This window comes from Halobacterium sp. R2-5, from assembly GCF_011734195.1.
In the GTDB taxonomy this organism is placed as follows: Archaea; Halobacteriota; Halobacteria; order Halobacteriales; family Halobacteriaceae; genus Halobacterium.
In genome coordinates this window covers 507,054-532,231 of record NZ_JAANTH010000001.1, presented here as the reverse complement: position 1 = coordinate 532,231, position 25,178 = coordinate 507,054, and the positions used below count along the sequence as shown (strand labels likewise).

24 protein-coding genes are annotated in these 25,178 nt (G+C 71.4%); 17 read left to right on the top strand and 7 right to left on the bottom strand.

The features are described from left to right. Nucleotides 1–180: a hypothetical protein gene (locus G9C83_RS02880; RefSeq protein WP_208288409.1), complete on the bottom strand. Its 180-nt coding sequence runs from the start codon at nucleotides 178–180 to the stop codon at nucleotides 1–3. A 209-nt stretch (nucleotides 181–389) separates the two neighbouring features. Between G9C83_RS02880 and G9C83_RS02875 the strand changes: the two genes are divergently transcribed. Next, nucleotides 390–614, top strand: coding sequence for a hypothetical protein (locus tag G9C83_RS02875; RefSeq protein WP_243837903.1), 225 nt, complete (start codon nucleotides 390–392; stop codon nucleotides 612–614). 5 nt (nucleotides 615–619) lie between these two features. Here the strand turns inward: G9C83_RS02875 and G9C83_RS02870 are convergent, their stop codons facing one another. Next, nucleotides 620–1,285: a hypothetical protein gene (locus G9C83_RS02870; RefSeq protein ID WP_167244601.1), complete on the bottom strand. Its 666-nt coding sequence runs from the start codon at nucleotides 1,283–1,285 to the stop codon at nucleotides 620–622. 214 nt (nucleotides 1,286–1,499) lie between these two features. Between G9C83_RS02870 and G9C83_RS02865 the strand changes: the two genes are divergently transcribed. The 16 genes from G9C83_RS02865 (at nucleotide 1,500) to G9C83_RS02790 (ending at nucleotide 20,210) form a co-directional block, all read left to right on the top strand. Next, a complete protein-coding gene (locus G9C83_RS02865) occupies nucleotides 1,500–2,879 on the top strand; it encodes a hypothetical protein (protein WP_167244600.1) in 1,380 nt (459 codons plus the stop codon). 102 nt (nucleotides 2,880–2,981) lie between these two features. Beyond that, nucleotides 2,982–3,692 carry a class I SAM-dependent methyltransferase gene (locus G9C83_RS02860; RefSeq protein WP_167244599.1) on the top strand — a complete coding sequence of 237 codons (711 nt, stop codon included), beginning with the start codon at nucleotides 2,982–2,984 and terminating at the stop codon, nucleotides 3,690–3,692. Nucleotides 3,693–3,886: 194 nt separating this feature from the next. Then, on the top strand, nucleotides 3,887–4,459 hold the full coding sequence (locus tag G9C83_RS02855) for an acyltransferase (RefSeq protein ID WP_167244598.1): 573 nt from the start codon (nucleotides 3,887–3,889) through the stop codon (nucleotides 4,457–4,459). Then, entirely contained in the window at nucleotides 4,456–5,568 is a 1,113-nt protein-coding gene (locus G9C83_RS02850; RefSeq protein WP_167244597.1) for a DegT/DnrJ/EryC1/StrS family aminotransferase, read from the top strand. Before G9C83_RS02855 ends, G9C83_RS02850 begins: the two co-directional genes overlap by 4 nt. Further along, nucleotides 5,565–6,539 carry a Gfo/Idh/MocA family oxidoreductase gene (locus G9C83_RS02845; protein WP_167244596.1) on the top strand — a complete coding sequence of 325 codons (975 nt, stop codon included), beginning with the start codon at nucleotides 5,565–5,567 and terminating at the stop codon, nucleotides 6,537–6,539. Before G9C83_RS02850 ends, G9C83_RS02845 begins: the two co-directional genes overlap by 4 nt. Then, a complete protein-coding gene (locus G9C83_RS02840; protein WP_167244595.1) occupies nucleotides 6,536–7,918 on the top strand; it encodes a nucleotide sugar dehydrogenase in 1,383 nt (460 codons plus the stop codon). Before G9C83_RS02845 ends, G9C83_RS02840 begins: the two co-directional genes overlap by 4 nt. Then, the gene (locus tag G9C83_RS02835) at nucleotides 7,915–8,706 is read left to right on the top strand and encodes a hypothetical protein (protein ID WP_167244594.1); all 792 of its coding nucleotides are present in this window, start codon (nucleotides 7,915–7,917) and stop codon (nucleotides 8,704–8,706) included. Before G9C83_RS02840 ends, G9C83_RS02835 begins: the two co-directional genes overlap by 4 nt. Then, complete coding sequence (locus G9C83_RS02830; RefSeq protein WP_167244593.1) at nucleotides 8,703–10,274, top strand: alkaline phosphatase family protein; 1,572 nt, start codon at nucleotides 8,703–8,705, stop codon at nucleotides 10,272–10,274. The genes G9C83_RS02835 and G9C83_RS02830 overlap by 4 nt, the downstream gene beginning before the upstream one ends. Further along, entirely contained in the window at nucleotides 10,274–11,305 is a 1,032-nt protein-coding gene (locus tag G9C83_RS02825) for a DUF354 domain-containing protein (protein WP_167244592.1), read from the top strand. Before G9C83_RS02830 ends, G9C83_RS02825 begins: the two co-directional genes overlap by 1 nt. Nucleotides 11,306–11,361: 56 nt before the next feature. Further along, entirely contained in the window at nucleotides 11,362–12,348 is a 987-nt protein-coding gene (locus G9C83_RS02820) for a polysaccharide deacetylase family protein (protein WP_347877786.1), read from the top strand. Nucleotides 12,349–12,559: 211 nt separating this feature from the next. After that, nucleotides 12,560–13,567: a GNAT family N-acetyltransferase gene (locus tag G9C83_RS02815; protein ID WP_167244591.1), complete on the top strand. Its 1,008-nt coding sequence runs from the start codon at nucleotides 12,560–12,562 to the stop codon at nucleotides 13,565–13,567. 9 nt (nucleotides 13,568–13,576) lie between these two features. After that, entirely contained in the window at nucleotides 13,577–14,515 is a 939-nt protein-coding gene (locus G9C83_RS02810) for a glycosyltransferase (protein ID WP_347877785.1), read from the top strand. A gap of 72 nt (nucleotides 14,516–14,587) precedes the next feature. Next, on the top strand, nucleotides 14,588–16,441 hold the full coding sequence (locus tag G9C83_RS02805) for a hypothetical protein (protein ID WP_167244590.1): 1,854 nt from the start codon (nucleotides 14,588–14,590) through the stop codon (nucleotides 16,439–16,441). Further along, complete coding sequence (locus G9C83_RS02800) at nucleotides 16,442–17,911, top strand: flippase (RefSeq protein ID WP_167244589.1); 1,470 nt, start codon at nucleotides 16,442–16,444, stop codon at nucleotides 17,909–17,911. A 60-nt stretch (nucleotides 17,912–17,971) separates the two neighbouring features. Continuing rightward, nucleotides 17,972–18,943 (top strand): NAD-dependent epimerase/dehydratase family protein, encoded by a 972-nt coding sequence (locus tag G9C83_RS02795; RefSeq protein WP_167245671.1) that lies wholly within the window; start codon nucleotides 17,972–17,974, stop codon nucleotides 18,941–18,943. A 79-nt stretch (nucleotides 18,944–19,022) separates the two neighbouring features. Next, nucleotides 19,023–20,210: a carboxylate--amine ligase gene (locus tag G9C83_RS02790; protein WP_167244588.1), complete on the top strand. Its 1,188-nt coding sequence runs from the start codon at nucleotides 19,023–19,025 to the stop codon at nucleotides 20,208–20,210. Here the strand turns inward: G9C83_RS02790 and G9C83_RS02785 are convergent, their stop codons facing one another. The 5 genes from G9C83_RS02785 to G9C83_RS02765 form a co-directional block, all read right to left on the bottom strand. Further along, nucleotides 20,211–21,323, bottom strand: coding sequence for a GNAT family N-acetyltransferase (locus tag G9C83_RS02785; RefSeq protein WP_167244587.1), 1,113 nt, complete (start codon nucleotides 21,321–21,323; stop codon nucleotides 20,211–20,213). It abuts the gene before it with no gap. A gap of 65 nt (nucleotides 21,324–21,388) precedes the next feature. Continuing rightward, nucleotides 21,389–22,201: a hypothetical protein gene (locus G9C83_RS02780; protein ID WP_167244586.1), complete on the bottom strand. Its 813-nt coding sequence runs from the start codon at nucleotides 22,199–22,201 to the stop codon at nucleotides 21,389–21,391. Nucleotides 22,202–22,210: 9 nt separating this feature from the next. Further along, a complete protein-coding gene (locus G9C83_RS02775; protein ID WP_167244585.1) occupies nucleotides 22,211–23,335 on the bottom strand; it encodes a Gfo/Idh/MocA family oxidoreductase in 1,125 nt (374 codons plus the stop codon). Nucleotides 23,336–23,402: 67 nt separating this feature from the next. Next, nucleotides 23,403–23,981: a metal-dependent hydrolase gene (locus tag G9C83_RS02770; RefSeq protein ID WP_167244584.1), complete on the bottom strand. Its 579-nt coding sequence runs from the start codon at nucleotides 23,979–23,981 to the stop codon at nucleotides 23,403–23,405. A 1-nt stretch (nucleotide 23,982) separates the two neighbouring features. Beyond that, a complete protein-coding gene (locus G9C83_RS02765) occupies nucleotides 23,983–24,981 on the bottom strand; it encodes a DUF1616 domain-containing protein (protein ID WP_167244583.1) in 999 nt (332 codons plus the stop codon). Nucleotides 24,982–25,178 lie beyond the last annotated feature (197 nt).

The following is a 25,178-nucleotide window of genomic DNA, read 5'->3' as shown; positions in this document are numbered from 1 at the left end:
TTACTGCTCCCAGGCCGTCGCGGCGACCTCCGTGGCGCCGTCCCCGTTCGACCCCGCGCCGTCGTAGAGGTCCGTGTTCGCCGTACAGTCGATACAGCTGTGGACGTGGTCTTCGTTGTCGCCAAAGACGCGGGCGAACTGTTCGGTCACGTGGCTTTCGCAGTTGCGACACCGTGGCATCGTACCCAATCACGTGCGCGTCACGAGTTTGGTTATTTACCTCCTTACGGGCGTTTCGCGCCGCCTAGAGGGGAGTAACGTCACCGAGTAAGCTCACCCCCGCCGCGAGTAGCGTCGCCCCGGCGAGCGCGTAGCGCCTGTGTTACAATGCGAGCGGGATTTGTACCCCGAGCCGGTGGCCGCGACGCCGCCGAGACATTATGGCAGGCATGTTAGACTCAAGCGACGAGGGCAAGCGCGTAGTGACACAGGACGGCGACACGATCGGCGAGGTCAGGGACGTACAGGGCGAGGAGGCGCACGTGACACCCGAACCCGGACTCACGGACAGCGTCCGCCAGCGGCTCGGCATGGACGACGACTCCGACACGTACGTGCTCGATGAGTCGGAGATCGACGCGACCTCCGAGGACGAGATCCGACTGCAGAACTAGCGCCTTCAGTCGGCCGCCACACCGGCCGCGATTTCTTCGAGGTGGCTGAACCCGACCACCGCGACGACGAGTGACTCTTCTCGGAGCGCCGCGAGCCGGCGCGCCATGTACCGCTCCCGAGCGGCGTCCACCACGCGCGTCGCCGCCGGCACCTCGAACGTCCGCAGCAGCGACGTGCTCCGGCGGACGTGGGCGGTCTCGTGGGCGGCCTGCTCGGCCGGCGGGTCACTGAGCGAGCAGTCGAACCGCTGGGCCTCCCCGGGGACGTCCCCGAGCCAGGACGCGGGCACGCCCGCCGCGTGAAGCCAGCCGCGAGTCGTCCGCGAGACGAGTCGACCGAACGCCCGCGCGATCCGGGCCGTCGCGTCCAGCGACGGACGAGCGTCGCGCACCTCCGCGACCAGCTCCCGAGTCGACCCGAGGTCGGGCGCGTCGATGCCGACGACGTCCGCGTCCGGCGCCGCGTCGATGGCCGCCGTCATCTCGCCGCCCGCGGCGTCGGTAGTTTCGGCGTACGACGCGAACAGGCCGACGAGCGCGTCGGGGAGCTCCACCGCGAGCGTCGGCGGGTCGACGGCCTCGGTGACGGCGCGGGCGCGGTGGACGCTCGCCGGGTGGTCGTGGACGACGCCGACGAGCACGACCGGGTAACCGTCGCCTGTGTCGACCACGCGGACGCGGTCGCCGGACAGCCTCGGGTCGTCGCCGTCGACGGGAGTAGCCGATAATTCCGCCCCTACTGCGGCGTCGGAACTGTCTGGTTGCCCCCTACTCATTGCGCCGGCGTACGCGCTCGACCGGCTTACGTGCTCCGCCGCCGAACAGGCTCGGCTTACTGCCGTTCGAAGCCCATAACAAAGCGTTCATCCGCCGTTTCACCGCGTAGTGAAGCACCGACGCCAGTTCCTCCGCAGTCTCGGCGTCGTCGGCGCTGCCGCTCTCGCCGGCTGTGGCGGCCGCAACACCGACGAGACGCCGGACTCGCCCGAGACACGCTCGGCACCACAACCCCGCCCACCGGAGACCTCGCCCGCCCGGGTCGCCGACGAGCTCGGCCTCGACGAAGTCCGGAACCTCGCCGACGCCGGAGCCGACACCACCGGCAGCGAGCCCATCGACGACCTGCTCGTCGAGGAGGCGACGGACGGACGGCTGCTCTACCTGCCGCCCGGCCGGTACCGCGTCGACGACACCATCGGGCTCGGCGCGGACCGCCTCGGCGTGTTCGGCAACGACGCGACCATCGTCCCCCGCGACGGCTACGACACCGTGCTGCTCGCGTTCGGCTACCCGGAGCCCGCCCGCGAGGTCTCGATTCAGGGCGTGACCTTCGACTTCACCGCCAACCAGACCGGCGGCCGGCCGATACTCGCTCGCGCACAGGACAGCGTCGTCATCCGTGACGTGGCCGTCGCGGGCGAGGTAGACGTCGACAACGACGTCGTCAGGCTAGACGTCACCGACCCCGACGGCACCGGGCTCGTCGAGCGGCTCTCGCTGCCGGACGGCTCGATGGCGGACTCCGGCGTGACCGGCGCCGAGGTCGGCGCGCAGAACCACGGCGACGTCTCGTTCGTGGACTGCCACATCGAGGGGTTCGCGGACAACGGGCTCTACGCCGACCCGCCGGAAGGGTCGATAACTGTCGAAGGCGGCCTCTACAAGAACAACGGCATCTCCAGCATCCGCATCCAGACCAGCGAGTCGAGCGTCGTCCGCGGCGCCCACGTGGTCTGCGACGACGGCGACCTCGGCCTCGAGAACATGCGCGGCATCCGGCTGCGCGCGGGCGAGGAGCTGCTCGTCGAGAACTGCGTCGTGGAGATGCTGGAAGTCTCCAGCAGCGACGGCGCGATCACGTTCGCGTCGGAGCTGGAGTCCGCGACCGTGCGGAACTGCCAGCTCCGCGTCGACGCGGACGACGTGAACGCGGTGCGCGTGAAGAGCCCGAGTCGCGACGAGGACGGCACGCAGCGCGGGCCGTTCCGCTGCGAGGACATCACCATCACGGGGTCGGCGTCGGGCGGCGCGGCCATCGTCGCGGCGAACCGCGACCAGTGCGAGTTCCGGAACGTCTGCGTCCACCAGCCCGGCGAGAACCGCGACGGCCTGAGCACGCAGAACGTCGCCGGCGAACTGGTCGACGCGTCCGTGGCCGTCACCGGGGACCCGCTCTCGCTGCAGAACTCCTCCATCCAGCGCAGCAACGTCACGCTCAGCCGCGACCCCGGCTCGGCCAGCTGCGAGAACTCCACGACCGAGTGAGCGCCCGGACCCACGATTCCTGTCGCGCCGGTGGCCCGTAAGCCCGCCGTACCCCCGCGGACGCGGTTTCTAACCAAGTGACACTGCCGCTAACGGGCAGTCGTGTCCGAGGACAGCGCGGCGTTCTACGAGCAGCCGGCCGTGGTCTCCAGGTACGTCGCGAACCGCGACCGTGGCCTCTCCGAGCGGGAGCGCCGCGCCGTCGAGGCGTACTTCGCGCCCGGGAGCCGCGTCCTCGACGTCGGCTGCGGGGCGGGCAGAACCACGACGGCGCTCGCCGACCGCGGGTTCGACGTGACGGGCGTGGACGTCAACCGAGCGATGGTTCTAGCGGCCCGCCACGCCGACCCCGACGGCGGCTACGTCACCGCGGACGCCTCGCGGCTCCCGTTCCCCGACGAGTCCTTCGACTACGTGCTGTTCTCGTACAACGGCCTCGACGAGCTCCGGCCGGCGAGCCGGCGCGCGGCTGCGCTGGCGGAGATCCACCGGGTGCTCGCGCCCGGCGGCCGGTTCGCGTTCAGCACGCACAACCTCGTCCGGAAGCTCGTGCCGTACCCGCCGACCCGGGACCACCTCACCAGCCTGGGGCGGTTCTGGGCGACGAACGCGCGCCGCGGCCGCCTCGGGTCGCCGTACAAGCTCCCGGTCGGCGAGCGCGGCGACCCCTCGCTGTACTACACCGACCCCGTCTCGGTCTGCCGGCAGCTCCGCGCCGCGGAGTTCGAGGTGTTGGCGTTCCTCGGCCGGAGCGGCCGCGCCTCGGCGTACCTCGGGCCGGCGCTGTTCCCCGTCGCCGAGAAGCCCGAGTGAACCCCGCAGGGTGCCGCTAACACCCGAAAGCTCGTCTATAACAATGGGTCGCTCGCGGGTTAAGCCCGATAACCGCCACCGGCGGTACCGACTCATGTTAGAGACCATCCTACATTCGACTCGCCCTGTCGAACCGACGCTCGGCCCCCGACAGCGGGCGTCTGCGTCGCGCACAGCGGGCGCGGAGGGTCGCGATGACTGACGCCGCGTTCGGGCCGGACGCCGACGTGCACCCGGACGCCACGCTCGGCGAGCGCGACGGCGCCGCGCCGACGATCGGCGAGAGCCCGACCATCCGCAGCGGCACCGTGGTGTACGCCGACGTCGAAATCGGCGACGGGTTCGCGACCGGCCACGACGCCGTCGTCCGCGAGAACACCACCCTCGGCGACAACGTGCTCGTCGGGACGCACTCCGTGATAGACGGCGAGTGCACCATCGGCGACGACGTCCGGCTCCAGACGGGCGTCTACATCCCACAGGAGACGACTGTGGGCGACCGCGTGTTCTTCGGCCCGCACGCCGTCCTCACGAACGACCAGTACCCGCTCCGGACGGCCGCCGAGCTCGAAGGGCCGACCATCGAGGACGACGTCTCCATCGGCGCGAACGCCACCGTGCTACCGGGGGTGACCGTCGGCGAGGGGTCGTTCGTCGCCGCGAACAGCGTCGTCGTCGACGACGTCCCGCCGGAGACGCTCGCGGTCGGCACGCCGGCGCGCCACGAGGAGCTCCCGGAGCCGCTGACCGGGGGGAACCACCAATGATTCCCATCGCCGACCCGGAGATCGGCGACGCCGAGCGCGAGGGCGTCCTCGACGTCCTCGACGACGGCCAGCTCGCCGACGGTCCGGTCGTCCGCGAGTTCGAGAACGAGTTCGCGTCGTTCTGCGGCGCCGACCACGCGGTCGCGACGACCAACGGCACCACGGCGCTGCACGCCGCCTTCGAGGCGCTCGGCATCGGCGAGGGCGACACCGTCGTGACGACGCCGTTCTCGTTCGTCGCGAGCGCGAACGCCATCCGGCACGCGGGCGCCGAGCCCGTGTTCGCGGACGTCAAGCCGGACACGCTCACGCTCGACCCCGACAGCGTCGCGGACGTCGTCGCGCGCCGCGAGGACGTCGCCGCCATCCTCGCGGTCCACCTCTACGGCACGCCCGCGGAGATGCGCCGGCTCCAGGACATCGCCGCCGACCACGCGCTCGCGCTCGTGGAGGACGCCGCGCAGGCCCACGGCGCCGAGTACCGCGGCGAGCGCGTCGGCACGCTCGGGGACGTCGCGTGCTTCTCGTTCTACCCGACGAAGAACATGATGTCCGGCGAGGGCGGCATGGTCACCACCGAGCACGACGGCGTCGCCGAGCGCGTCCGGCAGTTCTGCGACCACGGCCGCACGAGCGGCTACGAGCACGAACGCGTGGGACACAACTTCCGGATGACGAGCCTCTGTGCGGCCATCGGGCGCGCGCAGCTCGCGAAGCTCCCGGAGTACAACAGGGCGCGCCGCGAGAACGCCGCCTACCTCGCGGAGCGGCTCGCGGACACGAGCGTCGAGGTCGTCCACGAGCCCGACCACGTGCGCTCGGTGTACCACCAGTTCACGGTCACGAGCGACGACCGGGACGCGCTCCGGGACCACCTCGCCGAGCGCGGCGTGGACACGGGCATCTACTACCCGGTCCCCATCCACGAGCAGGAGGCCTACGCGGACGTCGAAGCCGACCTCCCGGTCGCGGAGCGCGCGGCGGAGCGCGTGCTGTCGCTGCCCGTCCACCCGAACCTCTCGCCGAAGGACCTCGACGCGATCGCGGATGCTGTCGCGTCCTTCGAGGAGGCCACGACCGCGCAGCCCGCGGAGGTGGTGGACTCGTGAGCGAGGAGCCACTGCAGACGGGCGTCGTCGGCGTCGGGAGCATGGGCCGCAACCACGCCCGCGTCTACAGCGAACTCGGGGAGACCGAGCTGGTGGGCGTCGCGGACGCCGACGCGGCGGCCGCGGACCGCGTCGCCACGGAGTTCGACACGACGCCGTACGTCACGTCGGACCTCCTGGAGCGCGCGGACGCCGTCTCGGTCGCGGTGCCGACGCGGTTCCACGCCGACACCGTCCAGAACGCGATCGACGCCGGCGTGCACGTGCTCTGCGAGAAGCCGTTCGTCGCCGACCCCGACCGCGGCCGCGAGCTCGCGGCCGCCGCCCGCGCCGCGGGCGTCACGCTCCAGGTCGGCCACATCGAGCGGTTCAACCCGGCGGTCCGGGCGCTCGAAGCCATCGTCCCGGAACTGGACGTCATCGCGGTGACCGCCGACCGGCTCGGCCCGCCGCTGGAGCGGGACATCGACACGAGCGTCGTCTTCGACCTGATGATCCACGACATCGACGTCGTCTGCTCGCTGCTGGACAGCGAGCCCGCGTCGCTGGCGGCGACCGGCAGCACCGACGGCAACTACGCGACCGCGACGTGCTCGTTCGACGGCGGCGTGACGGCGTCGCTGACCGCGAGCCGCGTCACCCAGCAGAAGGTCCGCCAGCTCGCCATCACCGCCGCGGACTGCCGGGTGAACGTCGACTACCTCGACCAGTCCGTGGAGATACACCGCGGGTCGACGCCGGAGTACGTCTCCGCGGACGGCGACCTCCGGCACCGCGTCGAGAGCGTCGTCGAGCGGCCGCTCGTTGAGAACGGCGAGCCGCTGAAGCGCGAGCTCGCGGCGTTCGCGGAGGCGGTCCGGAACGGCACCGAGCCGGTCGTCACCGCGGAGGACGGCGTCCGCGCCGTGGAGGTGGCGACCCGCGTCGCCGCGCAGATCGCCGACCGCGAGCCCCAGGAGGTGCGGCCGTGAGCCGGTCGCTGTACGGCGCCACGGCGGCGCCCGCGACCCAGCGCGAGTGGTTCCGCACCGGCGAGGTGCCGGTCGCGGTGTACGGCCTCGGGAAGATGGGGCTGCCGCTGGCGTCCGTGTACGCGGAGAACACGGGCAACGTCACCGGCGTGGACGTCGACCAGTCCGTGGTCGACGCCGTGAACGCCGGCGAGTGCCACATCACGGGCGAACCCGACCTCCCCGAGCTCGTCGCGTCGCTCTCCGAGCGGGGCGCGCTCACCGCGACGACGGACGGCGCGGCCGCGGCGGCCGAGGCGAGCGTGCACGTCGTCATCGTGCCGACACTCGTCGACGAGCACAACGACCCCGACCTCTCGGTCGTGGAGTCCGTCGCGACCGACATCGCGGACGGCCTGACGCCCGGCGACCTCGTGGTCGTCGAGTCGACGGTGCCGCCGCGCACCTGCGAGGACGTGCTCGCGCCGCTCGTCGCCGAAGAGAGCGGCGTGCCGCGGGACGCGTTCGGGGTGGCGTTCTGCCCGGAGCGGACGTCCAGCGGACAGGCGTTACAGGACGTCCGCGGCACCCACCCGAAGGTCGTCGGCGGCATCGACGACGAGAGCACGCGGGTCGCCGAGCTCGTCTACGCGGAGCTCGTGGACAACGACGTCATCCCGGTCGCGGACACCACGACGGCGGAGGCCGTGAAGGTGTTCGAGGGGCTGTACCGGGACGCGAACATCGCGCTCGCGAACGAGCTCGCGCGGCTCACCGACGAGCTCGGCATCGAGGTGCGGGACGCCATCGACGCCGCGAACACCCAGCCGTACTGCGACATCCACCGGCCGGGGCCGGGCGTCGGCGGACACTGCATCCCGTACTACCCGTACTTCGTGTTGAACTGGCTGGAGACGGACGCGCCGCTGGTCGCGAAGGCCCGCGAAGTCAACGACGCGATGCCGGGGTTCGTCGCCGACCGCGTCGGCGAGGGACTCGCGGCACGGGACGACGAGGCGGCGTCGAGCGCGTACGCCACGGACGGCGGCGCGGTCGCGGACGCCAGCGTCGGTGTGCTCGGGCTGACCTACCGCGCGGGCGTCGCGGAGACGCGCGCCAGCCCCGGCATCGACGTCTGCGAGCACCTCGACGAGCGCGGCGCGACGGTGTACGCCGCCGACCCGCTCGTGGACGCCGAGGGCGTCCCCGCCGAGCACGTCGACGTCGACGAGCTCGCGGCCCTCGACCTCGACGCGGTCGTGCTCGCGACCGCCCACGAGGAGTTCGACGCCGTGGCGTGGGACGATTTCGACCCGCTGGTCGTCGTGGACGGCCACGACGTGCTGGACCTCGACGGCAGCGACCACCGGGTGTACACTGTCGGGAGGGGGTGGGCGTGACAGGCGAGTTCACGATGGCCGCGTACGCGGACCTGCTGGACGCCGTCGACGACGCGGACGTGGAGCCGCTGACGGTCCGCGAGTACCTCGCGAGCGACGACCTCCCCGAGCGGTTCGTCGTCCTGCGCCACGACGTCGACCGGAAGCCCGGCAACGCCGAGCGCATGGCCGAACTGGAGGCCGACCGCGGCGTCGCGGCGACGTACTACTACCGCACGAGCACGTTCACCCGCGAGCGCGTCCAGCGAATCGAGGACCTCGGCCACGAGGTCGGCTACCACTACGAGGACTACGTGCGCGCGAGCGGCGACGTAGCGGGCGCCCACCGGCGGTTCGCGAACAACCTCGACGTGTTCCGCCGGGCGTGCAGCGTCGACACAATCTGTATGCACGGCAACCCGCTGTCGCCCCACGACAACCGCGACATGTGGACCGAGCCGGGCGCCCCGAGCTTCGAGGCGTACGACCTCCTCGGGGAAGCGTACCTCTCGATGGACTTCGCGGACGTGACGTACTTCTCGGACACGGGCCGGACGTGGCTCGACGGCGACCTCAAGATCAAAGACGAGACGGTCGGCGACAGCCGGAAGGCCGTCGCCGCCGCGACGACGACCGACCTCGCGACCCTGTTCCGGACCGGCGAGCTCGACCGCGCGTGCGTGCTCGCTCACCCGAGCCGCTGGGCGGACTCGCTGCCGGAGCTGGTGTCGGCTCGCTCGAAGGACCACGCAGTCAACCTCGTGAAACGCGGGATGAACCTCATCGACTACGGAGCTGCCAACACATGACGACCATCACTATCGGACTCGACGGCGCGAACTGGGACTTGCTAGACGACTGGCTCGAGGAGGGACGGCTCCCGAACCTCCAGAAGCTCATCGACGACGGCGTCGGCGGCGTCTCGGAGAGCTGTCTGCCGCCGCTGACCGTCCCGAATTGGAAGTGCTACGCGACCGGGAAGAACCCCGGGAAGCTCGACGTCTTCCGGTTCGACCGCATCGACACGGCGAACCGCGACCACGTCTTCCACGACGCGACGGACTTCAAGAGCGCGGAGCTGTGGGACTACCTCAACGACGACGGGAAGCGCGCGGGCGTCATCAACAAGCCCTCGACGTACCCGCCGAAGGACATCGACGGGTTCGTGGTCGCGGGCGGCCCGGACGCCTCCGAGACCACGTACCGGTCGCTGGAGACGGGGTTCGCGACGCCGCCGGACGTCGAGGCGTTCCTCCGCGAGGAGGTCGACTACCAGGTCCACCCGAGCCCGATGATCTCCCCGACCCAGAAGGGCGAGGAGGAAATCGAGGCGGTGCTGGACCTCGTGGACGTCCGCTTCGAGGCGGCCGAGCGCCTGCTGGAGCGCGAGGACCCGGACTTCCTCCACCTGACGGTGTTCTACAGCATGGCGCTCCAGCACTACTTCTACGACGGCGAGCCCGTCCGGCGGACGTGGGAGCGCATCGACGAGAACCTCGGCCGACTGGTCGACGAGGGCCACGACATCCTCGTGATGAGCGACCACGGCACGTGGCCCGTCGACACCGTCTTCTACGTGAACGCGTGGCTGGAGCAGAACGGCTACCTCGCGACGGAGGGCGGCGTCGACTCGACGCTCCGCCAGCTCGGCGTCACGAAGGAGCGCGCGCTCGCCGTCGCGAAGACGCTGGGGATGGCGGAGACGCTCGGCAGCGTCGTCCCCGAGCAGATTCAGCGCATGCTCCCGTGGGACGAGGGGGTCAAGCGCGACCGCGTGCTCTCCATCCTCGACTGGGAGGAGACCACCGCGGTCGCGAGCAACCAGGGCCCCATCTACCTGAACGTCCCGCGGGACCACCCGGACTACGAGTCGATTCGCGACGACCTCATCCGCGAACTGGAAGCCGTCGAACACCCCCAGACGGGCCAGTCGCTCGTGAAAGCGGTGTACCGCGGCGAGGAGTACTACCACGGGCCGTACGCCGACAACGCGCCCGACCTCCTGCTCGACCAGGGGACGAACGTCCACGTCAGCGACGCCGTCGGCCCGGAGGACCCGGTCGCGGACTCCGGCGTCTGGGCGGGCGGGAACATGCCCGAGGGCATCTTCCTGTTCTCCGGGCCGAGCTTCCGCTCGGACGGCCTCACCGAGGAGGCGTCCATCCTCGACCTCGCGCCGACGCTGCTGCACTCGATGGGGTCGGCGGTCCCCGACGACGTGGACGGCGAGGTACTGGACGTCTTCGCGCCCGACTCGGAGCCCGCGAACCGGGCCGTCGAGACGCGGCGACCGCTGTCGGGCGCCCGCGACACCGACCGCGGCAACGACGAGGAGGAGGTCGAACAGCGCCTCGCGGACCTCGGTTACCTGGAGTGATGCGCGTACTCGTCGACGTCACGCACCCGGCTCACGTCCACCTCTTCCGGCACGCCGTGGAGGCGTTCCGCGAGCGCGGCCACGAGGTCCGCGTCGCGTCCCGGGAGAAGGACGTGACAACGGACCTGCTCGACGCGTTCGGCATCGAGCACACCGTGCTCTCGCGGAAGCGCTCGGGCGCGACCGGCGTGGTCCGCGAGTGGTCGACGCGGGGCGCGCGGCTCGCGCGGCTCGCCGCCGGGTTCCGGCCGGACGTCGTGCTCAGCCGGCTGAACCCGGCGTCCGCGCACGTCGCGTCGCTGTTCGGCGTGCCGAACGTCGTCTTCCACGACAACGAGGTCGCGGGGCTGCTCGACCGCGTCACCGCGCCGTTCGCCGAGGTGGTGGCGACGCCCGCGGCGTTCGACCGCGACCTGCCGACCGAGCACGTCCGCTACCAGGGGTTCCACGAGCTCGCGTACCTCCACCCGGCGCGGTTCACGCCCGACGCCGACCGGCTACGTGCGGCGGGCGTCGACCCCGCGGAGCCGTACTCGGTCGTCCGCCTCGTCGCGATGGACGGCCACCACGACGCGGGCAGCGACGGCTTCTCGCAGGGTGCGCTCGCGGCGCTCGTGGAGGGGCTCGACGACCACGGCGAGGTGTACGTCTCCAGCGAGGCCGACCTCCCCGGGGATCTCGCCGCGCACGCGATGCCGGTGCCGGCCGAGGCGATGCACGACCTGCTCGCGTTCGCGGACGTCTACGTCGGCGACTCAGCGACCGTCGCGACCGAGGCGGGCGTGCTCGGCACGCCGTCGGTCCGGTACAACCCCCTCGACACGGAGATGGGAAACTTCGCGTCGCTGGCGGAGTACGGGCTCGTGCAGTCGACACAGAGCGAACGGGAGGCCGTCGAGACGGCGCTCGGCCTCGCCGCGGACCCGGACGCCGGGCGGCGGTGGCGGCGCCGGCGCCGCGACCTGCTCGCGGACAACATCGACCTCACGTCGTTCGTCGTCGAGCTCACCGAGGAGGTGGCGGCGTCGTGAGCGGGAACGAGCCGGGCGCGGGGGACTTCCCCGGGCTCGCCGGCGACGAGCGCCCGATTCCCGACGGCCACGAGTTCGCGCTCCTGCTCACGCACGACGTCGACCGCCCGTACAAGACCTACCAGTCGCTGTACTACGCGCTCACGAAGCCCGAGGACCGGTGGTACCACCTCTCGACGCTGCGGCCGGGCGTCAACCCCTACTGGCAGTTCGAGCGCATCATGGAGCTGGAGGCGGACCTCGGCGTGCGGTCGGCGTTCTACTTCCTCTCCGAGCAGCGCCTCCTCGACCGCCCGCTCCGCGAGTGGGTGTCGATGGAGGGGTGGCAGCTGTACGCCGGCCGGTACTCGCTGGACGACCGCGACATCCAGCGCGTCGTCGACGACCTCGCGGCCGGCGACTGGGAGGTCGGCCTGCACGGCTCCTACGAGACGCCGCGCGACGCCGACCGGCTGCGCGCGGAGAAGCGCGTGGTCGAGGACGTCCTCGGCGAGAGCGTCGTCGGCGGCCGCCAGCACTACCTCAACCTCTCGGTGCCGGAGACGTGGCAGCACTACCGCGACATGGGGCTGCGCTACGACACGAGCCTCGGCTCCAGCGACCGCTACGGCTTCCAGCACGGCTACGGGGTCAAGCGCCCGTTCGACGACGAGTTCGTCGTCTTCCCGCTGACCATCATGGAGCAGTCGATTCCCGACCCCGGCGAGCGCTTCGAGGCGGCGTGGGCGGCCTGCGAGAACGTCCTGCGGGAGGCCCGCGACAACGACGCCGTGATGACCGTACTCTGGCACCCGCGGCACTTCAACGAGAACGAGTTCCCCGGGCAGTCCCGGGTCTACCGGCGGCTCGTCGAGCGCGCGCTCGACATGGGTGCGTGGGTCGGCCCGCCCGCGGAGTTCTACGAGGTCGCGGACCTCGCCGACCCGCCCACCGGGCGATCAGCGAGCACCGAACGCGCCGTGGAGGCACAACAGCCCGACGACGTCGAGCACCCCGCTGACGGCGGGTTCGACGTCGACGAGTTCGGGTCCCCGGTCGAGTAGCTCGGCCCCGCCGCCCTCTCCGCGTAAGCGCTCGTTTCTCCCCGCTGGGACCGCGCTCGGCCAGCCGCGGCGCTCGCTCGAACTCGGTGTAGCTGGTAGTCGATTACCCCCGCGATTCGTGACACGTTGTTTATGGGACTGGGCGTTTCGACCCACCGGGGGGCCGGTAGGCGGGAGATAACAATTGGGACGTGGGCACCCCACGGAAGCAATGGAGATTCAGCAACTCTCACTCGACGAGTGGGACGACGCGCTCCCGTCTTCCGGCTTCGAAGTGTTCCACACCGCGGAAGCGCTGTCCGTGCTCGAAGACCACGCTTCCGGCGAGCTAGCACTGTACGGCGGGTTCAAGGGCGACCGGCCGGTCGGCCTGTTCCCGGTGTTCGTCCAGAACCGCGCGGTCGGCCGCGCCGTCCTCTCGCCGCCGCCGGGGTTCGCCATCCCGCGACTCGGCCCGCTCGTGATGCCCGCGAGCCCGAAGCGCCGCAAGCGCGAGCAGGTCAACGGCCGGTTCGCCGAGCACGTCCTCGAGGAAGTCGACGTGGACGCGTCGATGACGCTGTTCCGCTCGGTCTGCCCCACGTCGTACCCCGACCCGCGGCCGTACGTCTGGTCGAACCTCGACCTCGACACGTCGTTCACGTACCACCTCGACGTCGACGGCGACACCGACGAGCTGCTGAAGTCGTTCAGCAAGAGCCTGCGTCGCGAGATACGGGACGGCACGGACCTCGACGTCACCGTGGAGGTCGCCGAAGAGGACGGCGTGCGCTCGGTGTTCGAGCACACCCGCGAGCGGTACGCCGAACAGGACCGGGGGTTCACGCCCGACTGGCCGTACGTCAGCGACCTCACCCGGGAGCTCGCAGCCGAGGACCGCTGCCGGACGTACATCGCCCGCGAGCCGAACGGGCGCTACCTCTCCGGCGTCATCGTGCTGTACAGCAACGACGCGGCGTACTACTGGCTCGGCGGCGCGCGCACCACCTACGAGGGCACCAGCATCAACAGCCTGCTGCACTGGCACATCGTCCAGGACATCGCGGCCGGCGAGCCCCGCGAGTCCGTCGACACCTACGACCTGATGGGCGCGAACACGGAGCGCCTCTGCGAGTACAAGAGCAAGTTCGGCGCCGACCTCGCCCCCTACTACACCGTCGAGTCCGGCGGCGCCGGGATGAGCGCCGCGAAGAGAGCCTACCGGCTGGTGACCCAGTAGGTGGCCAGCGTGCGCGTGCTCAACCTCGTTCCCACCCGCGAGTCGCGGTTCTTCCAGCAGCAGGTCGCGCACCTCCGCGAGCGCGGCGTCGAGCAGACGACGCTGACGGTGCCCGGCCGCAAGGAGTACGACGACGGCGACACGTCGACGCGGTCCCCGCTCGACTACGCCCGGCTCTACCCCCGCGTCCTCGAAGAGTCGTTCGGCGACTACGACCTGATCCACGCGAACTACGGGCTGACGGCCCCGCACGCGGTCCTCCAGCCGAACCTCCCCGTGGTGGTGTCGCTGTGGGGCACCGACCTCATGGGGAAGTACGGCTGGGTGAGCAAGCTCTGCTCGCGGTTCGCCGACGAGACGGTCGTGATGTCGCCGGTGATGGCCGACGTGCTCGGCGGCGACTGCCGCGTCATCCCGCACGGCGTCGACCTCGAGAAGTTCCAGCCCGCGCCCCAGTCCGACGCCCGCGAGGAGCTCGGGTGGCGCGACGACGCCTACCACGTGCTGTTCCCGTATCCGCCCGAGCGCGGCGTCAAGGACTACCCGCGGGCCGAGCGCGTCGCCGACGCCGCCCGCGACCGCCTCGACGGCGAACTCGCGCTGCACGCCGTCACGGGCGTCCCGCACGACGAGATGCCGACGTACATGAACGCCGCCGACGCGCTGCTGTTGACGTCGCGGCGCGAGGGGTCGCCGAACGCCGTGAAGGAAGCGCTCGCGTGCGACCTCCCCGTCGTCGCAACGGACGTCGGCGACGTCGCCACGCGGCTGGACGGCGTCACGCACTCGCGGGCGTGCTCGACGGACGCCGAACTCGTGGACGCGCTCGCCGACGCGCTCGCCGCCGACGAGCGCTCGAACGGCCGCGAGGTCGTCCGCGAGGTCAGCATCGAACGCACCAACGAGCGCCTCTACGACGTCTACCGGGAGGTCGTCCGTGACTCGTAACCCGGGAGACGCGGGCGCTACCCGACGCATAACAATCCATCGACGCCACCCAGAACACCCGGAGCCGAACCGATGACCACGACACACAACCGCGTCCGGAAAGTCGCCCTGCTCGTCGGCTGTCTCGCGCTCGCGAACGGTCTCCTCGTCGCCCACCGGAACCCGGCGACGGGCTACGAGCTGTCGCCGTACGCGGCGACCCCGACCGTGACGTGGGTCGGCCTCGCCGTCGCGTTCCTCGTCGGCAGCGTCGTCTCCGTCGCCACCGTCCGGCGGACGTACACGTGGGCGGTCGGCGTCGGGCTCGCGGTCAGCGCCGCGCTCTCGGTGTTCGCGATGCCCGTCTTCCGCGGCTACACGTTCTACGGCGCGGGCGACTCGCTGACCCACGTCGGCTGGGCGCGCGAGATCGCGGGCGGGTCCCTCGAAGCGACGAACCTGCTGTACCCCGGCGTCCACACCCTGACCGTGTTCGTCGGCCGGCTCGCCGACGTGCCGCTGACGCTCGCGAACACGTACGTCGTCCTCGTCGCGTTCCCCCTCGTGTTCCTCCTGTTCGTCCCGCTCGCCGCCGAGCTGCTCGCGGACGCGCCGTGGGCGTACGGCATCGGCCTGCTCGCCGCCGCGGCGTTCATCCCCATCAACAACATCTCCATCCACCCGGCCGCCCACCCGGCGAGCCAGGGGACGCTGCTGTTCGCGTTCGTGCTCTACCTCGCGCTCGCGTACACCGTCGGCGTCCTGGACACCGGCCCGGGCGCGAGAGGCGAGAACCTGCGCCGCGACGAGTCCCACTCGTCGCTGGCGCGGTGGCCGACGACCGCGACCGGCACCGGCGTGCTGCTCGCGCTGGCGTCCGCCGCCATCGTGCTCGTCCACCCGCAGATGGGGCTGAACGTCGTGGTCGTGCTCGGCGCGATTGCGGCCGCCCAGCTGCTCGCCCGGCGGTACACCGACCTCGACCGCGTCGACGCCCACCGGCCGCTGTACGCCCACACCGTCGTCGCGCTCGCCGTCTTCCTCGCGTGGGCGCCCCGCTTCGAGCGCGTGCAGGGCGCGTTCCTCGCGACCGTCCAGAGCGTCGTCCAGTCCGGGCCGACGACCGGACAGGTCGTGAGCCAGCGGTCGACGTCGCTGACCACCGTCGGCGGGAGCATCGTCGAGATCTTCCTGAAGCTGTTCGGCCCGGCGGTCGTGCTGTCGGCGTGCGCCGCGGCGCTGTTCGCGCTCGCGGTCTACCGGCACCGGACCGACGCGGACACGCTCGTCGGCTACATCGCCGCCGCGTTCGTGCCGCTGACGGCCATCTTCGCGCTGGTGCTGGCAGGCAGCGTCGGCGACCTCTACTTCCGCTACCAGGGGTTCATGATGGTGCCCGTGACCGTCGTCGCGGCCGCCGCGCTCGCCCACGCCGCTAGCTGGGCCGCTACTCGCGGGAACCGCGGCGCGGGCGTCGCCGTCGTCGCCGTCGTCCTGCTCGTGCTGGCGCCAGTCGGCCTGCTCGTGGTCCACCCGTCGCCGTACGTCTACCAGCCGTCCCAGCACGTCACCGAGTCCCAGATATCGGGGTACGGGTCGGCCTTCGACCACCGCGCGGAGGGCGTCGAGTTCACGGGCATCCGCGGCGGCCCGCGGCGGTACGTCGACTACCACTACGGCACCGAGTACGCCCGCGAGACGCTCGACTTCCCCGGCTACCGGGACGGCGTGCCCGTGCCCGTGTTCGTCGCCGCGAACTACAGCGAGGCGTACGGCGAGCCGCGCTACCTCGCGCTGACGGACGGCACCCGGCAGACGGAGGTCGGGCTCTACCACGGGTTCCGCTACCCGGCCTCGGGGTTCCGCGCGCTCGAAACCACGCCGAGTTCGAGCCGCGTCCGCGCCAGCGAGGGGTTCGAGCTCTACCTCGTGGGGGGCGACGAGTAGATGGCGCTGGTCGACCGAATCGCCCGCGGCGCGAAGGCGACGTTCGGCGCGACCATGCTCGACCTCGCGTCGAACGGCCTGCTCATCCTCGTGCTGACGCGCGTGCTGTTCGAACCCGCGGAGTACGGCCAGTTGAACTTCGCGCTGTCCGCGTTCGGCGTCGTCACCATCCTCGCGACGCTCGGCCTCCCGAAGTCCGCGGCGCGGTACGTCACCGAGTTCGCCGAGAAGTCACCGGGACAGGTCCCCCACGTCGTCCGGCAGTCGCTGCGCTTCCTGCTGGTGCTCATCGCGGTCGTCGCGGGCGGCACGCTGCTGCTCGGCCGCCCCATCGCGAGCGTCGCGGGCACGCCCTCCATCGTTCCGTTCCTGCTCGTGGGCGCGTGTTACATCGCGAGTTACGCGCTCAGGAGCTACTTCATGCTGCTGTTTCAGGGGTTCAACCGCGTGACGTACAGCGCCACCGTCAGAGTCGTCACGAGCGTCAGCCGCCTGCCGCTGGTGGTGGCGTTCGTGCTGCTCGGGTTCGGCGTCACCGGCGCGCTGTACGGCTACGTCGCCAGCCTGCTGCTGTCCGCGCTGTTCGGCGGCTACGTGGCGTACACGCGGTTCTACACGGACTACGACCCCGACCCGGAGCCCGAGGCCGACCTCACGCGGCGGCTCCTCGAGTACAGCGTGCCGCTGACCGCGACCCGGGGCGCGAACGTCCTCGACAAGAAGGTGGACACGCTGCTCGTCGGCGCGCTGTTGAACATGACCGCGGTGAGCTACTACACCATCGCGAAGCAGGTCTCGGACTTCGTCGCCGCGCCCGCGTCCTCGTTCGGGTACACCATCTCGCCCGCGCTCGGCGAACAGTCCTCGAAGGACGAGACCGAGCGCGCCGCCTCCCTCTACGAGCAGTCCCTGGAGTACGTGCTGCTGGCGTACGTCCCCGCGGTCGTCGGCCTCATCCTCGTCGCGGACCCGATGGTGCGGTACATCTTCGGCCCGGACTACCTCGGCGCCGTCCCCGTGCTCCAGGTGTTCAGCGGGTTCATGCTCGTGAACGCCATCAACAAGGTCACCAGCGACGGCCTCGACTACCTCGGCCGGGCGCGCTCGCGAGCCGTCATCAAGTCCGCGATGGCCGTCTCGAACGTGATTCTGAACCTCGTCCTGATTCCGATGGTCGGCGTCGTCGGCGCGGCGATCGCGACGGTCATCACGTACACCGTCTACACGCTGTCGAACGTCTACTTCATCACCCAGGAGCTCCCCGTCCGGGTCGGCCACGTGCTCCGCCGGCTCGGCATCGCGTGTCTCGTCACCGTCGGGATGGCGGTCCCCGTCTGGTTCGCGCTCCCGTACGTCTCCGGCATCGTCACGCTGTTCGCGGCCGTCTTCCTCGGCGCGGGCGTCTGGGGCGTGCTCTCCGTCGCGGGCGGCGTCCTCGACGTGCGCCGGGTCGCTCGGTTCCTGACGTAACCCCGCCGTGTCCGCCGTATGCGCTTCATAACAATCCACGCGTTCCCCGACGCGTGGAGTATGACGCCACCCCGACGGCGACAGACCGAATCACCGACAGACGCGGCCGCGCTCGCCGGCGACACCGTGCTCGTCACCGGCGGCGCGGGGTTCGTCGGCAGCCACATCGCGGACGCGCTCGTCGACGACAGCGACGTCCGCGTGCTCGACAACTTCTCCTCGGGGCGCCACGAGAACGTCCCGGACGGCGCGACGGTCGTCGAGGGCGACGTGCGCGACGCCGACGCGGTCGACGAGGCGATGGACGGGGTGGACGTGGTGTTCCACGAGGCCGGGCTCGTGAGCGTCCCGGAGTCCGTCGACCGGCCGACCGACAGCAACGAGGCGAACGTCGTCGCGACGCTGAACGTCCTCGAAGCCGCGCGCCGCGAGGACGCCCGCGTGGTCGCCGCGTCCAGCGTCGGCATCTACGGCGACCCCGTCGACGTCCCCGTCCACGAGGGCGACCCGAAGCAGCCCACCTCGCCGTACGGGGTCGACAAGCTCGCGCTCGACCACTACACGCGGCTCTACCACGACCTCTACGGCCTCGACACGGTGGCGCTCCGGTACTTCAACGTCTACGGGCCGCGGCAGTCCGCGGGCGAGTACAGCGGCGTCATCAGCACGTTCCTCGAACAGGCCCAGTCCGGCCAGCCGCTCACCGTCGACGGCGACGGCGAACAGACCCGGGACTTCGTGCACGTCTCGGACGTGGTGCGCGCGAACCTCGCGGCCGCCACCACCGACAGCGTCGGCCGCGCGTACAACGTCGGCACCGGCGACAGCATCTCCATCCGCGAGCTCGCTGACCTCATCCGGGACGTCACCGACTCGTCGTCCGAGGTCACGCACGCGGAGGCCCGCCCCGGCGACATCGACCGCAGCGAGGCCGACGTCTCGCGGGCGCGCCGCCAGCTCGGCTTCGAGGCGGAGGTCGCGCTCCGCGACGGCCTCCGCGACCTCGTCGAGCGCGCCGTCCCGGTTCGGTGACGGGACCAGCGCGCCGGAAATCCCTGCTTACTCCGAGTACGGTGTTAGTACTGAAGCCGACGGCGGACGCAGGAGAGGTATGAGCTTGACGTCCGCCGACCGCGCGCTGGTCCCCACCGGCAAGGAGGCAGCGAGCTACGACGTCGTCCGCTCGCTCGCCCGCCGCGGTATCGGTACGGTCGTCGCCTCGGAGAAGGACCACGTCCCGGCGGCCGCCTCCAGGTACTGTGCGGAGTCCGTCTCGCTGCCGCCGCCCCGCGAGGGGCTGCTGGCGTACCGAGACGCGCTCCTCGACCTCGCCGCCCGCGAGAACGTCGCGACGGTGATGCCGGTGCGACCGGAGGACGCCTACCTGCTCTCGCGGCACTACGAGGAGTTCGCCGAACACGTCTCCCTGCCCGTGCCGTCGACGGCGAAACTGGAGCGCGTCTTCGACCGCCTGAAGCTCGCGGAGGCCGCCGAGGCCGCGGGCGTCCCGGTGCCGGAGACGCGGCTGCTGTCCGCGGTCGAGGACTGGGAGGACGCCGCGCTCGTGAAGTCCCGGTACAACGTCCTCGCCGACGCCTACATCGACGACCTCGGCCCCGACGACATGGGCGTGGTGAAAGACCTCGTGCACGTGGACGGGAAGAATCCGCCCTCGACCGCCGAGATCCGCCGCAAAATGGGCCACGACCCCATCGTCCAGGAGTTCATCCCGAAGGACGGCGAGTACCTCGTCGGCGCGCTGTACGACCACGGCGAGCCGCTGTTGACGTTCCAGCACGAGCAGATCCGCGGCAACTCCTACACGGGCGGCGGCGGCGTCTACCGCCAGTCGATGTACGACGAGGACCTCGGCCGCGTCGCCCGCGACCTGCTCGCGGAGCTGGACTGGCACGGGCTCGCGTGCATCGAGTACATGCGGGACGCGCGCACCGGCGAGTACGTCCTCACGGAGATCAACCCCCGGCTCTGGCAGTCGCTCCCGCTGGCGGTGCGGGCGGGCGCGGACTTCCCGTGGGCGTACTGGCTGCAGGCCGCGGGCCGCGCCGGCGAGATTCGGAACGGCTACGACCTCGACGTCGGCTGTCACCTGCTCCACGGCGAGCTCGGCTACCTCGCGAGCGTGTTCACGGACTCCTCGCCGCACGTCGAGCGGCCGTCGGTCCCCGGCACCGTCTGGGAGCTCGCCGCTTCGTGCGTCTCCGACCCCCACTTCGACTACTTCGCGGCCGACGACCCCGGGCCGTTCCTCGCCGGCGTGCGCTCCGTGCTCGGCAACTAGTCACGCGATGTCCCGGTCGCCGAGCGAGAGCTCCCAGTCCTCGACGGCGTCGAGGCGGTGGCCGCGGAGCCGCCACGCGTCCGGGTCGTCGGCGTTCCCGGGGCGCGTGGCGAGCGTCGTGTGCTCGGAAAAAGGCGAGAGCGGCAGCGAGTCGTCCGGCCGGAAACCGTTCGCGCGCAACGCGGCCGTCGGGAGCCCCGCGGGACCGGCGCGCACGACGTCGGCGTCCGCGTTGTCCTCGACGGCGGCCGCGACGAGCGCCGCCGCCACGTCGCTGTCGCCGTCCGTCAGCGGGAGCGCGTCCAACAGCGACGCCACCCGGACGCCGCCCGATTCTTCCGTGCAGACGACGAGGCTCGCGACGAGCCGACCGTTCCGGCGCGCGGCGTACGTCGTGGTCTCCCAGCGCGGGTTCTCGAAGCGCCACGCGTAGAACTGCCGGTCGCGGACGACGTGGACGACGTCCGGGATGTCTCGGCGGTAGAGCCGCGCGAGCGAGGCCGCGGGCACGCCGTCGTGGCGCTCGACCGCGACGTCGGGGATCTGCCGCCGCGCGTCGCTGAGCCGGCAGTAGCCGCGCGTGGCGACGTCGGCGACGCGGCTGGCGCTGCGCGGGAGCGAGGAGCGCGCGGCGAGCAGGCTGCTCGCGCGCTGCACGCGGAACTCCGTGGGCAGCGAGCCGGCGACCCGCCAGTCGAAGCGCTGCAGGCCGGGCAGCAGCTTGTCGTTCGGGAAGTTGAAGTAGAGCCGCGGCTGGCCGCCGGGCGGGTCCTCGAGCAGGCGCTCGGTCATCCGCGTGAACACGCCCTGCCGGCGGTGGTCGGGGTGGACGATCCAGTCCGCGGGCTGGTACGCCAGCGACGATACGCCGTCCGCACCGACGCGGAACGGGAGACACGGCTCCGCGCCGACCAGGCCGTCGTCGCCCTCGACGACGACCATCGGCACGCCGTCGGCGTACGGCGCGCGCTCGAAGCGCCAGTGGAACCACTGCGGGGAGCGCCGCCGGCCCCAGACGTCCTCGTAGAGGTCGAGGAACGCGAAGCGGTCCGACGGCTGGTAGGCGCGGACCTCGTACTCGTCGTCAGTGTGTTGGTGTAGTTCCGGGGGCAAGGCTACCCACTGAGAGGGCGCGGACGCCTATTGGTAGTCACACCTTTTCGAGGGCTGGGTCGGGGTCAGGCCTCGCTCCCGAACTCCAGCGCGGCGAGGTCCGGGTGGTCCGCGTAGGCGGCGGCTTCCGGGTCGCCGTTGACGTACGCGTCCCGGACGGCCTGCCACTCCGCGTGGCGACACAGCACCCGGACGGGGACGCTGTCGAGGCCGAGGAGCTTCACGATGGAGAGCCGGTTGCGGCCGTCCTCGAAGAGCAGTTCGCCGTCGCGGCCGACGTGGACCGCGATCTCGTCCTTGAGGCGCTCGGTCTTCAGGGCGTTCTGGCGCTTGATCGGGTCGTCCGTGTTCGACGCCATGAGCTGTTCCTGCGTGTAGTAGCCGTCCTCGGCGATGGTCTCGTAGAGCTCGTCGAGGCGGCGGCAGCGCGCCTCGAACTCCGCGCGCGTCGTACACCCCCACTGCTCGGCGCCCGCTTCGAGTTCGGCGACGACGCGGTCGAAGAACTCGGTCTCCGCCCAGGGCACGCCGTTCTCGAAGTGCGCCTCGTAGGCGCGGTAGACGTCGAGGTCCTCGAAGCGCTCCTCGGTGCGGTCCCAGTCGCCGCCCGCGACGCGGCCCGCGCGCCGGAACTTCGGCGGCGAGAACGCCGCGACGTGCCGGACCTCGGACGGGTCGATGGGCACCATCCGGTAGGGGTCCGGCGGCGCGTCGTACCGGACGCGGTTCGCGACGCTGCGCGCCCAGACGTACGTGCGGGCGTAGCCGTCCCGCGCCCGCAGCAGCACGCGTTCGAGTTCCGGCCGCGTCTCGACGAGGTGCTGGCCGGCGCCGCGGACCAACGTGTCCAGCGTCCCCGTCGGGCTGGTGTCGACCATCGGTGAGAGCTACTCCGCGTCCTGCTCGATCGCGGGTTCGAGTTCGTCGCCGGTCGCGGCGGCCCGCTCGGCGGCGTCCCGGACGGCGGACATCAGGTACATCGTCCACCGGGACTCCTCCAGCGGGACGGGCATCCGCTCGGGTGCGCCGGCTTCGAGCGCGCGCGACTCCGCGTCGTTCTGGTAGTAGTGGGCGTTCAGCAGGCGGAGCGTGTCCCAGTCGTCGTTGCGCTTGCGCTTGAGCACGGACCGGGCGTTCGCGACGGTGCCCGTGAGCCGGTCGTCGGCCTGGTCGATGTTGTTGAGGGCTTTCGCCGCGGCGGAGGCCTTGTAGTCGCGGTCGTGCTCGACGAGCGTCTGGGAGATGAGGTCCGCGGTGAGGGACTTCTCCTCGCCGTGGACGACGAGCTCGCGGACGGGCCGCGTGCCGCCGAGAATCTTCGTCGTGCAGAGCACGCCGTCGTCCGTGACGTACTGGAGCTGCGTGCCGTCGTACGAGAAGTCCTTCTCGTAGTCGTCGAACAGCGCCGTCGTCGCGGTCACGGCCTCCTCGCTGCGCGGGAAGCCGCCGGCGCGCAGCGTCATATAGATGGGGTGCGGGATGCCCTCCTCGAACTCGCCGCCCGCGAGCTCCAGGCTCCACGGGCCGCGGTTCGGGTCGTCCGGTCGGCTGCAGCCCGTGTAGATGACGTCGACGCCGCGAACCGCCCCGAGCTCGCCGTTGCGCTTCTGCTCCATCGCCGCCCGCACAACGGGGTCGAAGTTGTGGTTGTGCTTCTCGGAGACGGTGACGCCGTGGCGCTCGGCGTGCGCGGCGAGCTCCTCGAACTCCTCGTAGGTCTCCGTGATGGGTTTCTCGATCTGGACGGGGATGCCGGCCTCGATGACGAGCTTCGCGAGCGGGAGGTGCGTCTGGACGGGCGTGCAGATGTGGACCCAGTCGAGGTCGGCGTCCGCGAGCATCGCCTCGATGTCGAAGTAGGGGTCGGCGTCGTAGTTCTCGGCCATCTCGCGGGCGCGGTCCTCGTCGGTGTCACAGACGGCGACGAGTTCGGTTCGCGGGTTGTGCGTGAGTCCGTTGAGGTGGACGCCGGAGACAGTGCCGCCGCCGACCACAGCTGTTCGCAGTGCCATCGCCGGAAGGTCACCCTATCGGCGGATTGTTATAGCCCGACTACCGGCTCGAGCGCCGCTGAGCGTGTCACTCGTCAGTGGTGTCCGGCCGTCGCGGCCGGAGCCAGCGCGCGCCCGGGTAGCCGTCGTACAGCCAGACCGCGAGCGCGAGCACGAGCAGCGAGACGTCGGCGAAGAGGTACAGCGTGCCCCGCGGCGTCGCGAGGAACTGCACGAACGCGTCGACGAGCTCCTGGACGTGCGGGAGCCCACCGCCGGCCGACCCGGCCGGCGCGGGGACGACGGGCCACAGCAGGAAGCCGGTGCGCCACTCGCCCTTGACGACGAGCGGGTAAATGACGTCGCCCGCGAGGTGTGTGAGGTAGCCGACGGCGAACGCGACGGCGACCGGTCGCTCGTCGAGCAGCCAGCCCGCGAGCAGCACGACCGCGAGCACCGGGAGGATCACGAGCAGCGAGTGCGCGAGCGACCGCCCGGAAGGCAGGACCGTCAGCCACCACGCCAGCGGCTTGTCGACGAGGTCGGGCAGGACGCCCGCGACGGCCGCGACGATGGCGGCGCTCGTCGAGGGCGCGCGCCGCCACAGCAGGTGGCTCGCGGCGGAGAAGGCGAGGTACGCGAACGCGACGTGTTCCCACGGCCACATGCTACGCCCCGGGTTCTTCGACGTCGACCCAGAGGTAGAGGTGCCGGTAGGCGGTGTCGCCGGACGCCTCGGCGGGCGCGCCGCCCCGGTAGACGTAGACGTTCAGACGGAGGTCCTCGCCGAGCGTCGTCGGCTCGACCGCGAGCTGCCGGCGGACGGTCTCGCCGTCGGCAGCCGAGACACTCACGCGGTCGAGCTCCGAGCGTTCGAGCACGACGCTGTCGTTCCCGCTCGTGTCCACGCGTTCGAGCACGGCGACGGCGGTGTAGTTCGTCGTCTCGCCCTCGCGGTTCTCGACGGCGAGCGTGACGTTCTCGGTGGCGCCGGCCTCGAGGGTCGTGGAGTAGTTGCCGGCGACGAGCTCGTCGCCCTGCTGGGTGAGCAGCGCGACCTCCGTGTCCGTCTCCCCGCGGTCCGGCGCCGCCAGCCCGACCGCGAACGCGCTCGCGGCGACGACGACGGCGACGGCGAGCGCGACGTTCAGTACGGCGTCGAGCGTGCTCGCGTCCGCCGCCCGCGCGCGAACGCCGTCCGCCAGCCCACCGACGGACACGACGTAGCGGTCGCTCGCAGCGGTCCTGCGGCGCGAGAACGCGGCCAGCACCGAGCCCAGGACGACGAGGGCGACGACGGTGGCGACGAGCGTGAGTTCGTCGAACGGCGCGCCGGCGACGGAGACGACGATCCCGGCGAGCACGAGCAGGACGAGCGACGTGGCGACCGCGAGGCTGAACCGCTCGACCGCGCTCGGGCCGCGCACCCAGCGGCTCCGCGGGCTGTCGCGCTCGGTCACGCTACGCGCGGGGAACAGCGCGGCGACGAGCGCGTACCCCGGCAGGAAGCCGAGCAGCGGCGCGGCGACGAGTACGCGCAGCGGGCCGTACACCATGCCCGTGAGGAGCGCGACACCCGCGACGAGCGCGTACCCGGAGGCGACGACGAGGTCCCCGAACGTCGCGGCGGGGCCCGCGTCGCGGCTGGCGGTCCGGTTCCCGGCCATCACGGCTCCTCCAGTACGCTGCAGCGGTCACGTGTCAGTCGGCGGCGTCCGTGTTCGGCCATCAGTCTGCCCGGACCGTGGGGGGCACCGGCCATTGTTAGGCGGTGGATAGCGGGTGCGTGCGGCGCGCTCGGCCGTCGTGCACCGACCGCGAGCGCCGGGCTGCGCGTCGGCGGAACGCGAGTCGCGGAACGACC

Excerpts from the sequence above, each read along its gene's own strand:
- G9C83_RS02830 (WP_167244593.1), top strand. The coding sequence starts at position 8,703 with ATGACGACCATCACTATCGGACTCGACGGCGCGAACTGGGACTTGCTA.
- G9C83_RS02805 (WP_167244590.1), top strand. The coding sequence starts at position 14,588 with ATGACCACGACACACAACCGCGTCCGGAAAGTCGCCCTGCTCGTCGGC.
- G9C83_RS02790 (WP_167244588.1), top strand. The coding sequence starts at position 19,023 with ATGAGCTTGACGTCCGCCGACCGCGCGCTGGTCCCCACCGGCAAGGAG.
- G9C83_RS02880 (WP_208288409.1), bottom strand. The coding sequence starts at position 180 with ATGCCACGGTGTCGCAACTGCGAAAGCCACGTGACCGAACAGTTCGCC.
- G9C83_RS02775 (WP_167244585.1), bottom strand. The coding sequence starts at position 23,335 with ATGGCACTGCGAACAGCTGTGGTCGGCGGCGGCACTGTCTCCGGCGTC.
- G9C83_RS02855 (WP_167244598.1), top strand. The coding sequence starts at position 3,887 with ATGACTGACGCCGCGTTCGGGCCGGACGCCGACGTGCACCCGGACGCC.
- G9C83_RS02770 (WP_167244584.1), bottom strand. The coding sequence starts at position 23,981 with ATGTGGCCGTGGGAACACGTCGCGTTCGCGTACCTCGCCTTCTCCGCC.
- G9C83_RS02765 (WP_167244583.1), bottom strand. The coding sequence starts at position 24,981 with ATGGCCGGGAACCGGACCGCCAGCCGCGACGCGGGCCCCGCCGCGACG.
- G9C83_RS02825 (WP_167244592.1), top strand. The coding sequence starts at position 10,274 with ATGCGCGTACTCGTCGACGTCACGCACCCGGCTCACGTCCACCTCTTC.
- G9C83_RS02815 (WP_167244591.1), top strand. The coding sequence starts at position 12,560 with ATGGAGATTCAGCAACTCTCACTCGACGAGTGGGACGACGCGCTCCCG.
- G9C83_RS02850 (WP_167244597.1), top strand. The coding sequence starts at position 4,456 with ATGATTCCCATCGCCGACCCGGAGATCGGCGACGCCGAGCGCGAGGGC.
- G9C83_RS02795 (WP_167245671.1), top strand. The coding sequence starts at position 17,972 with ATGACGCCACCCCGACGGCGACAGACCGAATCACCGACAGACGCGGCC.
- G9C83_RS02875 (WP_243837903.1), top strand. The coding sequence starts at position 390 with ATGTTAGACTCAAGCGACGAGGGCAAGCGCGTAGTGACACAGGACGGC.
- G9C83_RS02800 (WP_167244589.1), top strand. The coding sequence starts at position 16,442 with ATGGCGCTGGTCGACCGAATCGCCCGCGGCGCGAAGGCGACGTTCGGC.
- G9C83_RS02780 (WP_167244586.1), bottom strand. The coding sequence starts at position 22,201 with ATGGTCGACACCAGCCCGACGGGGACGCTGGACACGTTGGTCCGCGGC.